The sequence below is a fragment of the Microcystis wesenbergii FACHB-1317 genome, assembly GCF_014696875.1.
Taxonomy (GTDB): Bacteria; Cyanobacteriota; Cyanobacteriia; order Cyanobacteriales; family Microcystaceae; genus Microcystis; species Microcystis wesenbergii_A.
This window is the reverse complement of sequence record NZ_JACJQV010000221.1, coordinates 1-8987: the sequence shown is the minus strand read 5'-3', so window position 1 is coordinate 8987 and position 8987 is coordinate 1. Positions and strand designations below refer to the sequence as shown.

Annotated in this window: 10 protein-coding genes; 3 read left to right on the top strand and 7 right to left on the bottom strand. The window is 43.5% G+C overall.

Annotated features, from left to right (window positions below; genetic code table 11):
• Positions 1–125: 125 nt before the first annotated feature.
• From H6F92_RS23250 to H6F92_RS23240, 3 genes are all read right to left on the bottom strand, one after another.
• On the bottom strand, positions 126–455 hold the full coding sequence (locus tag H6F92_RS23250) for a DUF5615 family PIN-like protein (protein ID WP_002788902.1): 330 nt from the start codon (positions 453–455) through the stop codon (positions 126–128).
• Positions 439–675 (bottom strand): DUF433 domain-containing protein, encoded by a 237-nt coding sequence (locus H6F92_RS23245; RefSeq protein WP_002788903.1) that lies wholly within the window; start codon positions 673–675, stop codon positions 439–441. Before H6F92_RS23245 ends, H6F92_RS23250 begins: the two co-directional genes overlap by 17 nt.
• A 246-nt stretch (positions 676–921) precedes the next feature.
• Positions 922–2667, bottom strand: coding sequence for a DUF4127 family protein (locus tag H6F92_RS23240; RefSeq protein WP_190359671.1), 1746 nt, complete (start codon positions 2665–2667; stop codon positions 922–924).
• Between the two features lie 649 nt (positions 2668–3316).
• Between H6F92_RS23240 and H6F92_RS23235 the strand changes: the two genes are divergently transcribed.
• Positions 3317–3481 carry a hypothetical protein gene (locus tag H6F92_RS23235; RefSeq protein ID WP_190359670.1) on the top strand — a complete coding sequence of 55 codons (165 nt, stop codon included), beginning with the start codon at positions 3317–3319 and terminating at the stop codon, positions 3479–3481.
• Here H6F92_RS23235 and H6F92_RS23230 read toward each other — a convergent pair.
• The 4 genes from H6F92_RS23230 to H6F92_RS23215 form a co-directional block, all read right to left on the bottom strand.
• A complete protein-coding gene (locus H6F92_RS23230; protein WP_190359669.1) occupies positions 3466–3957 on the bottom strand; it encodes a YMGG-like glycine zipper-containing protein in 492 nt (163 codons plus the stop codon). The genes H6F92_RS23235 and H6F92_RS23230 overlap by 16 nt on opposite strands.
• A gap of 168 nt (positions 3958–4125) precedes the next feature.
• Positions 4126–4650: a type IV pilin-like G/H family protein gene (locus tag H6F92_RS23225; protein ID WP_002764743.1), complete on the bottom strand. Its 525-nt coding sequence runs from the start codon at positions 4648–4650 to the stop codon at positions 4126–4128.
• A gap of 24 nt (positions 4651–4674) precedes the next feature.
• A complete protein-coding gene (locus H6F92_RS23220; protein WP_190359668.1) occupies positions 4675–5367 on the bottom strand; it encodes an RNA-binding protein in 693 nt (230 codons plus the stop codon).
• A gap of 20 nt (positions 5368–5387) precedes the next feature.
• Complete coding sequence (locus tag H6F92_RS23215; RefSeq protein ID WP_190359667.1) at positions 5388–6170, bottom strand: DUF2092 domain-containing protein; 783 nt, start codon at positions 6168–6170, stop codon at positions 5388–5390.
• Between the two features lie 495 nt (positions 6171–6665).
• Here H6F92_RS23215 and H6F92_RS23210 point away from each other — a divergent pair, with 495 nt between their 5' ends.
• On the top strand, positions 6666–7682 hold the full coding sequence (locus H6F92_RS23210) for an AraC family transcriptional regulator (protein WP_190359666.1): 1017 nt from the start codon (positions 6666–6668) through the stop codon (positions 7680–7682).
• Between the two features lie 520 nt (positions 7683–8202).
• A complete protein-coding gene (locus tag H6F92_RS23205; protein WP_190359665.1) occupies positions 8203–8757 on the top strand; it encodes a hypothetical protein in 555 nt (184 codons plus the stop codon).
• Positions 8758–8987 lie beyond the last annotated feature (230 nt).

The window sequence follows — 8987 nt, the reverse complement described above, 5'->3', positions numbered from 1 at the left end:
CTACATCCTTTTTGTCAGTTATGCTGTTTTATCGGCACTCTAGGCTATTTATTCCCCTAGAAACGAATCGCACCGTTACATTTCATTAACGCACCCTACCAGAGCGGCGATCGGACTAAAAAATATCAAGCAAGGATTAATATTGAGTCAGAATTATTGGAAAAAACCTCAATCTGCTCTTTATATCTTGTGATTAATTGCAAGAGAATGTCACGACTACAATTCCCAATCCGAAGCCAAATTAATTTGGGTGGATGACCGTAAAGTAATGCCCGTTGATAAAAATCCGAATCTTTAGAAATCACAGTGAAATTATTATTTTTGGCATATTCCCAAATTATTTCATCAGCAAATCCTTTCATCCCAATATCCCTAACGTGAAGACTATTCGGAAATTCAGTAGCTAGTAAACGTGGCAATTTGGGTGATAAATTTTCATCAAACAGTAATTTCATTGGGAATAATCATCAGATGGCGATCGCGGTCAGCGGCAAAAGCGAAACAGGCTTGTATATCTTCTAAGGTTAGATCGGGAAAATCGTCTAAAACTTCCTCAATGGTCATCCCTCCACCTAAATAGTCTAAAACATCATTAACGGTGATCCGAGTATTAATAATACAGGGCTTTCCGCTACGAATGGAGGGGTTAATTGTAATCCGTTGACGATAATTCATCGTTTTTTCCTCAATAAATTAACAGAAGAAACTCATTGGCGATCGCCTCTTGATTCAAAAAGCGATCGCACTTTTAAAAGCCAAAATGATCGATGATCGCCGTTTTAAAGTTTAATCAACAATGTGACAGCGTTGCCGAAGGCACTACGGAGCAGACCGCATTAATAAACATCCCAAAAATTAGATAATTACGGTGAATAACAATCAATTAGGTGTGTTAATGAAATGTAACGCACCCTACAAGATCTAAAATTTTTCATCAATAAGTTCAGACAAAGTAAATTTTTGGACGTTTTTGGCTGCAACAGTAGGATTAAAAGCTGTTTCCTTCAAGTTTTTACGATAAATCCCTGTCCAAGACCAAACTCCATCTTGGATAAATACTTCACTTTCAAAAGTACGCCATAGCTGGGGAACAAACACAAATTGAGTATTATCTAACTCAAGCTGCTTTTGTCTTCCATCAGCCTTAATTCTGTCATTAATAACCTTATTGATCACTTGAAAAACCTTCTCAGTTTCTTCGGGTGAATCATAATATGGATCACTACGAATATATTTCAAATTTTGATTTTTGAGTTCTTTTTGAAGTGGACTATCAGGATGTTGTGCTTCTTTGTAACCCGTGAAAAACACATCATGGGTGATCGCTTCTAATAAAAGTTGTCTCTGTATAGCTGATTTATTCTGATGATTCGCAGAATGCAACAACTTAGCCATAGCAATTGTTTGACCAAAAGAATTACCAAAAGTCCCCCAACTTCCAAACGCTAGAAACTTATCTGAAGGGGGAATAGATAAAGTATCCCAGGCTCCATTAGGCAGTCTGGCGTCAATAATGACAGTTTTTTTCTGCTGATCCACAGATAATTTTTTAATTTGCTCTATCATTGGTTTATCCCATTTTTCCTGTTGTTGTCTTTGTTTTAGTATTTCTTCCAGCGAGTATTCTTTACCAAAGTCATAAATAGAATCAGGGTTCCATGTAAAAATAAAGACTTGGATATCAAAATCATTACCTTTGACTTCCTTAAGCCCTAGTTTTTTGATGTTATTGTTTTTAATTGTTTGTGCAGTTTCTTTGAAATCATAATACTGTTGAGCTTCTGGATTCGATATGTTAATCTTTACCTTGATTTCTGGACGCTGACGAGCAAATGCTTGAAGCATCGTTTCATCGGCTCCCCAAGCAATAATTTCATCATCTTTCGAGCCAAAGGAAAACTGTTCAAGTCTTTTTTTCCTAAGAATTTCATTGAATTTATTTTGGATGTCTTTGCGGATCGTTGAAGCATAACCGCCCCATGAATCTCCTATCGCATAAACAATATCAACGATTTCTTTTTTAAGACTTCGGACTAAATCAATAGAGTATTCTAATTGTAATAATTGCAGTGCATGAAGCTCACCCATCCAACCTTTTTCGTCGTTGTATTGATCGTAATTTGCTACATCCTCAATGCCTTGAAAGCTGCCAATTAAAACAACTTTCTTTTTCTTTTCAATATAGGGAAGATAAGCTTTAGGATCAGGATATTGAATTAACCTATCTGCTACAACAAAAGCCGTATCTCGTCGTATCTCTTTAGGTAACAAAAAGTAGGCTTGTCTAACCATTGAGTCAGTTTGTCTGCGAGGAGCCATCACAAAGGGAAGATAAGGTAATTCAGAGCGATCATCTTTCGTGGTACACTCTAATCTGGGTTTAGCATTAAGACCACATCCCCAGACATTGTAGTCATCTCCATAGCAAGGCAAAATTCCCTTTCCTTCTCGATCTTGGTCATTAGGACGATGATAAATTCTTCCAAGATTTTTAGGAAAACAAATTTCTTTAATTTTCTTAATAACTTCATCCGTTGTAAGCAGTTCTTCTGCCATTACAGCTTTTGTGAGTAAACTGTTAATGGGTAGTGTTGTTGATATTATTTCTGGCAAGATGCTGGCAAAACATCCTATCCCCATCCAATTCAAAAATTTACGTCGTTCCATTGTGAAATGCTAATCTCCTTGTGAGTTACTGTGTGCCTATTCACGTGATATCGCAGATTTTCATAGGTACATGATAACTGTGTTTTTGGCAGAAGTGTTGAATCCTATAATAAAACTTCATACAACCAGTGTTTTACCGTGCTAATTTGGAGCGATCGCCTGTTAACCAAGGGGGTCAGAATCCAGAGTTGGCAAAGGTTTTCCCACAGTCCCGTAAGATATCGTTATCCCGAACTCAGGTTAAGTAGCCCTTTTGGGTATCATCAGAGCGAATACATAACTTGGTCATGATCGGTAAAATCTTAACATTCAACACTTCTGTGTTTTTGGCTAATTGTCGAGTGACTACGATCGCTTTCTCTGGTGAGGTACGGTCTGCTCCGCAGTGCCTTCGGCAACGCCGATTTTATTAGAGAGGAAATAAGGTAATGTTGGGTTTTGTTACCTCAATCCAATCTACAAGATCGGCTATATCGAAGAAATTCAACTGGCCGAGGCGGGTTTCTATCTTGGTGGGTGAGACGATTCCAGGGGGTAGAGAATTTGAACCGAGGAGCGGCGGGGGAACCGGTCAGGGATTGTCCGATACTCGGATAGGCGGCGATGACGGTCACGAGGACGAGAACGACCGCGACTAAGGGCGAGCGTTTTGTCAGGTGGAAAAAGTGAGCGAGTAGAGTTGGCAGTTTTCTCGACATGGTTAACCGGTTACGTCAAAAATCGCTTAGATTTCGGGACAGAAATAACGGGGAAAGAAAGGGGATTTCCAGAGATTTCCGCTTCTGCGATCGCCGAAAATCACTGGACGCTGTAACCCCGTCCCTCCATACAGGCTGTCCAGGCTCGATAGTAGGTTTGTAATCGCTGGTTTTCCTCTTGGGTCGCTTCGACTTGCGCTTGCTCGGCCTGCTGTTGTTCTTCTCGTTCTCGGAACAGTCCCGCCAAAGCCCCGACTCCCGCCCCGATCGCTGCACCTTCCCCGGTATTCCCAGCGATCGCTCCTCCGACCGTTCCTAATAAAGCGCCTCTGGCACTTGCGCGAAGCACTTGTCCCTGTTGCGAGGATTGGGCGGCAGTGGCGGGGGATATCTGATCCGGCTGACTCGGATCGACTCCGGTTTGCTGTTTTGCCCAAGAATAACAAGCGTAATGGTCTTGCTGTTGTTGTTCTTGGCTTTGTCCTTGACTGGGATAGGCGAAGGGTTCGGCCACTTGAGCCAAACTGACATCGGTATGGAAAAGAATACTTCCTAATACCATCACGCTCAGGGTTTCGATCGATCTTTTCATGAGATACTCCGATCAACTGAATCGATAATTAATTGTTAAAAACGAGAGAAAAACTCGATAAATTTAGACAGATTACCGAGAGGATTAAATCGTTCCCGAAAAGTCAAGTGATCAACTGTCCCGGGCCCGCTACCAGCAAGACAATTAACTGTTCTCTCAACCTCAACACTACTCGTTCACCTCGGAAGCGGGAACCTGTACGGAGAAGTCGCCGCACTGGAGGGTCAGTTTTCCGGGGTTATTAAACTGATTGCCGCGCACCAATTGCGGATCCGCCGGACGCGTCTGACCGGGATTGGTATTCTGACAGATAATCGTCGTGATTTTTGGGTCTTGGTTAGGAGTGATAAAAGCCGCACCCACATAAGCTTTTAGCTGATTGCTGACGGTTGAGCGAGCGGGGATAACATAGCTATAGGCGGCCTCGGAAGTGGTGCGAATGGCATAATCAAAGGTTTTCGGCAAAGTAACCCCGAAATCTTCTTGAACATTGTCAACTTGCGCTCGAAAATTCCCGTTATTCTGATAATAGGTGCGCTGTCCCTCGGTCATCTTGGCGACGGCTTGCAAAGCGGCGTTTTGGTCTTGAGCGATCGAATTACCTGTTTGACTTAGAGTCAGATTCCCTGTAGCGAGGAGAGCGAGAGAACTAAAAAGGAAAGCGAGGGAAAAATGTCGGTTAGGTTTTCTCATGGGATATTCAAGGCTAATAAATCTTTAAAAAGGTGCGGTCACGACCCGATAGTAAACCCCGTTAGCACCGTAGGCGGGACTTAACCAAGCCGTACCGCAGCGGTAATAAGTGCTTGTACCAACTGGGTTATAAACGCATCCCCCTGGGAGGTTAGTATAGATCGCTCCGAGGGCGTAGGCACTGCCCGCCGCAAATCCTGCATTGTAGGATTCCGCTTGATTGGCAGTGGCAGCCGTTGCGCCGAGGGCGACTCCCGTGGTGGCCGCCGCTCCGGCCGCGGCCCAACCACCGCAGTTATAACAGCCCGCACCGTAGTAACTATTGACAACGGTGGGCGGATGATAGGTGGCGTAGGTGCCGCCGTAGTAGGTGCCGTGATAGCCATAAACTGAGGTTCCGTAGGGGGTAGTACCGCTCCAAGAACCGTCACCACCGGAGGCCGAGCCACCCCGATAGCCGTTGACACCCCAAGAACCATCGTCCCCGGAGGCAGTGGTGCCACGGAATCCCGTCCCACTCCAAGAACCGTCACCACCGGAGGCCGAGCCACCCCGATAGCCGGAGGCACTCCAAGAACCATCACCCCCGGAGGCGGTACCGCGAAAACCGGAGGCACTCCAAGAACCTCCCCCGGCATGGAACCAAGCGGCGGCCGGTGAGGAAGCAAGCAGTATAGTGGTTAGAAAACCCATGACACCAAAAACGAGATTTTTCATCAGCGAAATCCTCCAGATATTTAAGGTTGGGGAGAGGGAGCTAAAGCCGGGGGTTCGGGACGAGCGAAAGGAATCGGTTTAGCTTGATTGCTATTAGTAAAGGTAAAGGTGTTCGGAGCGATCGGAATATCGAGTTGCCAGTTATCAAAGGCGACCTGATGACGAAGACGGGCGGGATCGTCGCGATAGACGGCGCGGATCATGCGGGGCAGTTTATCTTCGACCCCGATCCACAATTGGGCAAAAATTTTGTTATTAGCGATCGCTATCATCTTGGTGGTGGTTCCTCCCACCACTTGCGATTGTCCGATCAAGAAGGCATAGGTCAAACCGGGGGCGATATCTTGGTAGGGATCGGCAACGATGATATCGGTAAAGGGGAAATAGATGGCGGCGGCATCGTAAGCCAATTTTAAAGCGGCATCGAGATTGTTAGGAGCTTTGGTGACAGCCACCAAATTTTCCGTTGGCAAATAGGCGGTAATAGTTTTGCCATCGTAGTAGAATTGGTTAGCCTGACCGTCTCCCGGACTAATCACCCTGAGCTTATTGGGCCGTTCCAGGGTGACATCGGCGATCGTTGTGTACACCAGAGGTGGGCCGATACGACTGGGACTCTCGTAGGTGATAGTGGCGGTAAAGGCCAGGGAACGAGCGGCACTTAAGCGATCGCTCATTTGCTTGAGAATTGCTAGGGCCTTGGGTTCAATTTTTGCGGGAGTTTCTGCTGAGACTGGGGAAACGATTCCCAGCCCAGAGGAGCTAATTAGACCCAGTAAAAGGATTTTTGGCAGAAAATTCATGGCAGCTCTGAAAATCTGGTTTTTGTTAATGTGCTTAGACTGCTCGCAAAAATAACCGAGGAATTATTAATTAAACTGGTGACTTGTTTTTTGATTGATTGATGGCTTTTACCGCTTCTGTTGCTGGAGAACCTCCATTTTATTTCTCAATTCTAAGATTTGGTTGTTTTCATCAGCAAAAGTTTATAAATTTTATCTGGGGGAAGTCAGGGCATTGTTCTGTCGAAAAAGAGTCACGAGTCGAGGTAATAAGTAGGGAGGCACAATTATTTGTAGGATGGGTTAGCGGTAGCGTAACCCATGCGGGCGTTGGGTTTCATGCTTCAACCCAACCTACGTTCATCTTATATTTAATTCCACCCACCCACTTAGATGGTAGTTTTCACAATTTCGACATTCAAGATTGTAGCGTGTCATCAAAATTTTTCTTGCCATCTCACGCCAAAATTGCGATAATCTTCACAGTTTCCTTTCGCCGACTTGTTCTCTAATGAGATGAAATATATCCCCCTGCTTCGGGTTAATACTTTGTTACCCTTTGTTACGTTTCTTCATCGCATCGGTTCCCCCACGGAAAAATTATTAGAGGAAGTAAAATTACCCTTATTTGCGCTCGATCATCCCGAATCTTTAATCCCACGTCATCAGGCCTTCTCGTTGATCGAGAAAGCGGCGCACAGAGAAGGTATAGACAACTTAGGATTATTAGTAGGGAAGGCAACTTCGATCGCTGATTTAGGGACTTTCGGGCGAATTATTTGTCAGTCTTTGACTGTCTATGATGCTTTTAATACGGTAAAAAACATGATCAATGCTAACAATTCAGGGGAAATATTCTGGATTAAAGAACAGGAAAAAACCGCTTATTTTTGTCAGCGTTATCTCCACAATCACGAGGTTAATTGTCATTATGCTGCCCAATTTGCTTCAAGACTGATGATCGAATTAGTTAGTATTGCCCTAGGAAAATTATGGCAGCCACCGACAATTTATCTTCAGGGTGAGCGGGGCTGCGACTTAAAAGATGAATCTTTAAGCAGAACTAAAATTCTTGCGGGAATGGGATTTACTGCTATTGTTTTTCCTCGTTCTTTTCTGAGTTTACCTCTTAAATTTCCCGTAGCTTTAGATAATAAACCGAGTCAAAAAGACAGGGAAAATCTCTATTCTTCCTCCCCTATACAGAATATAAGTGGCTCTTTAAAACAGGTGATTACTCCTCTTTTACCCAACGGTTATCCCGATATTAACTTAGCCAAAGAAATCACCGGCATGAGTGTCCGTACCTTACAAAGAAGGTTAGGAGAAGAAGGTTTAACCTATACTCAGGTAGTGGAAAAAATTCGTTTTGAGCAAGCAGTTTTGTGGCTGCAGGAACCCCAGATAAAATTAATTGATATTGCCATGGAATTAGGTTACAGTGATCCCGCCCATTTTACTCGCGCTTTTAAGCGTTGGACAGGATTATCACCGCGGGATTTTCGTTGTCAAAAATTGGCTAATTATCAATAGACCTCTAGAGGAGGAGTAAGGGGCCAGTGTTCTCGGAGTCTGGACAAGAAAACACCAAGAGATTGAACAAAATTAATTACACCTATGGAAGGGACTATTGCAAGAGTGCCTATCCTAACCCAAAAATTAAGGCTCTCTTGGTTTAGCCTAGTTAAATGTGGCCTAGCATACAGTTTTTCTCAGGTGATCCCAGAATGATTAAGGATAAACCACAGAGGCACAAAGAACACCGAGAGGAAGACAGATTCGAGCGGTAAAACTTATCACTTACATTCCAGCAGAGGATGTCAGCTTGTCCCAAATTCAGGCGTTGAGAAGTTTATGCCACTTTTCTGATCAACCCCTGGCAAAAGTCAAAAAGTAATCAATAATGATATGCAAGGGTTAATTATCGCCCCCATGGCAAGAGTTCTTCTTGCCTGACTTGCACCAGAAGTCTGTTTTTAGCTTCGGGAATTGTCAAAACCGAGATGTAGTTACTCATTGAACGCCACAAAGGCCAAAATATGGAGTATTATTTATGAGCCATTTATCCCTATCCGAACAGATTACCGAGGAACTTCTGGCAATCCTGATCGAAGAAGAAGACACCTATGCCTGGGATGTAACCGCTGTTGAGAATCATGATCCCTTAGACGTGACAGAAACGCCTTTTTCTCTGTGTGCAGGACTAGAAGCGACGGCGCTCGAGGCACAAGCTCATAGATTCTTTAGCAGTTTACACCAAAAATTCCCGACAGTTTCCGTTTCACCCCAGTCTAATATCTTTGATCAATTTGCCTCTTTACTGCCGGCCGAACATTTAAATCGTCTAGTAGAAAGTGCTGAAAATCTAGTTAATAGTCAATTAGACAACCTCGATCGCCTTGTTGTTTGTCTTAGCGAGCTTTTTCCCCAATGGTCTCCAGAAGATTTACAGGTTTTTGCTCGTCCCTACGCCTATACTATGCGTAATGGCCAGAGCGAAACCAATATAGAAACCGAAAATTGGCAAAATCTTTCCGAAATTGAACAAATTCGCCGCAGTGCAGCCATCGCCAGCCAGATTTTCCGCGATTTGTCTTCTCCTCAATAGTCATCTCATTTTATTTTGCACGACTACATTGGGTTACACTTCATCTTTATGAGAAACGCTATATCTCTTGATTTGATTTTTTGCTTTTTGTTTCCACCCGTCAGAAAGATTCTATAATAGACCTCCTGCAAAAATAGGAACTGATTATGTAAAATAAAGTAAAACACTCAGAAAAACAATGACTTACGAAAAAGTAAAAAATTTGAATCCAGAAGAGTTTAAACGCTTTT

Coding starts and splice junctions, on each gene's coding strand:
- H6F92_RS23225 (WP_002764743.1), bottom strand. CDS start 4,650: ATGAGAAAACCTAACCGACATTTTTCCCTCGCTTTCCTTTTTAGTTCT.
- H6F92_RS23220 (WP_190359668.1), bottom strand. CDS start 5,367: ATGAAAAATCTCGTTTTTGGTGTCATGGGTTTTCTAACCACTATACTG.
- H6F92_RS23205 (WP_190359665.1), top strand. CDS start 8,203: ATGAGCCATTTATCCCTATCCGAACAGATTACCGAGGAACTTCTGGCA.
- H6F92_RS23215 (WP_190359667.1), bottom strand. CDS start 6,170: ATGAATTTTCTGCCAAAAATCCTTTTACTGGGTCTAATTAGCTCCTCT.
- H6F92_RS23245 (WP_002788903.1), bottom strand. CDS start 675: ATGAATTATCGTCAACGGATTACAATTAACCCCTCCATTCGTAGCGGA.
- H6F92_RS23250 (WP_002788902.1), bottom strand. CDS start 455: ATGAAATTACTGTTTGATGAAAATTTATCACCCAAATTGCCACGTTTA.
- H6F92_RS23240 (WP_190359671.1), bottom strand. CDS start 2,667: ATGGAACGACGTAAATTTTTGAATTGGATGGGGATAGGATGTTTTGCC.
- H6F92_RS23210 (WP_190359666.1), top strand. CDS start 6,666: ATGAAATATATCCCCCTGCTTCGGGTTAATACTTTGTTACCCTTTGTT.
- H6F92_RS23230 (WP_190359669.1), bottom strand. CDS start 3,957: ATGAAAAGATCGATCGAAACCCTGAGCGTGATGGTATTAGGAAGTATT.